The organism is Formosimonas limnophila (genome assembly GCF_014652675.1).
GTDB classification, from domain to species: Bacteria; Pseudomonadota; Gammaproteobacteria; order Burkholderiales; family Burkholderiaceae; genus Hydromonas; species Hydromonas limnophila.
Window position 1 is genome coordinate 1 of the sequence record NZ_BMZG01000037.1, and the last position, 1,331, is coordinate 1,331.

Annotated in this window: 1 protein-coding gene and 1 pseudogene; one reads left to right on the forward strand and one right to left on the reverse strand. The window is 43.0% G+C overall.

Features of this window, described 5'->3' with window-relative positions:
* A pseudogene (locus tag IE082_RS11315) lies at positions 1-132 on the reverse strand (IS6 family transposase); the annotation flags it as partial.
* Between the two features lie 80 nt (positions 133-212).
* Between IE082_RS11315 and IE082_RS11050 the strand changes: the two are divergent.
* Positions 213-1,160: a hypothetical protein gene (locus IE082_RS11050; RefSeq protein WP_189493963.1), complete on the forward strand. Its 948-nt coding sequence runs from the start codon at positions 213-215 to the stop codon at positions 1,158-1,160.
* Positions 1,161-1,331 lie beyond the last annotated feature (171 nt).

Consider the following 1,331-nt stretch of genomic DNA (forward strand, 5'->3'; position numbering starts at 1 on the left):
CGAACCAAAGTTGCTTAAGAAGTGCTGAGCTTGACCTAGTGGTTTGAAACAGCGCACTTTGGTTTCACGTAATCGAGTGGCTTGATGGGAGTTTTCGGCTCGATTATTGGCACCTTTGCTTCGAATATGCTCGCTGCGCTGATGATATGGACTCTCCGACTTTTGTATGCTAAAGTTTCGCCCAATTAGTATTAATATGGAGGCTAGTTAAAATGACGACTATAGCAAGAACTAAAAGAACTTTATTGGCCTTAGCATTGGTTTGCCCTCTGCTGACTATTAATGCAAAAGAGTCGGCGACTCCTGCTGATGTACCCGAGTCGATAATTCCTTCTGGTGTTTTGGAGTCTATAGTAGAACCTATCAAATTAAATACGACTTCTTTCAACAATGCTATAGATGCAACTGATATGTTAGACTCAGCAACATCCTCTGATAGCTGGAAATTTAAGGTGAGCCCCTACATTTGGGGACCCACTCTAAATGGTGATTTGAAGCGTGAAATGCCTTTGGGCTCGTATCGAACTGCCCATGTGAAGATGGCGCCTAATGACTATCTTTCTGCACTGGATTTTGCGATGATGTTTAGCGCTGAGGCGCGCAAAGGCAGATGGGGGGTGTCAACAGACTTTATCTACCTTAATGCGTCCACTGATACAAACAGCGTTAGGTCCGTTACAGGATCTATAGGTGAGTCATTGACGCTTAGTAAAACGACCAAATCCGACATCAAAAGCCTAATTTGGCAGTTCGATGGTTTTTACAGCATCATGCGAAAACCATCCGTTACTATGGACGTCTTATTTGGATTTCGCAATTTGAATCTAAACTCCTCGCTAGACTGGGGGGTTAGCGGTTCACTTGAGCGCCTTAAGCCATCAGGAAAACTTTCAGTAAGAGAAAATTTGTTAGATGCCATTGTGGGTATTCGCGGCCAAGTGAATATTCGCGATAGCAAGTGGTTTGTTCCTTACTATCTTGATGTAGGCACAGGCTCATCTTCTGCCACTTGGCAAGTGTCTACAGGCATTGGTTATGCGACGAATTGGGGTGATGTGAAAATGACATACCGTCACCTATATTATGATCAAACCCGAAACAAAACCTTGCAAAAGTTCAACTTCAGCGGGCCAATGTTAAGTGCAACAATCAAATTTTGAATACTTTAGACCTCAGCAGGCATTGTCAAATTAACTTTTGAAGTTTGAAACCTCTAATGGCCAATCGACCTTGCATGCAGCAGACGGGTTTTGGGTTAGGTTTCGCCAAAACTCAAAACTTCGAGCACGCAAGATTCGATGTGTTTTAGATTAGGTTTTGAGTGTATCAAA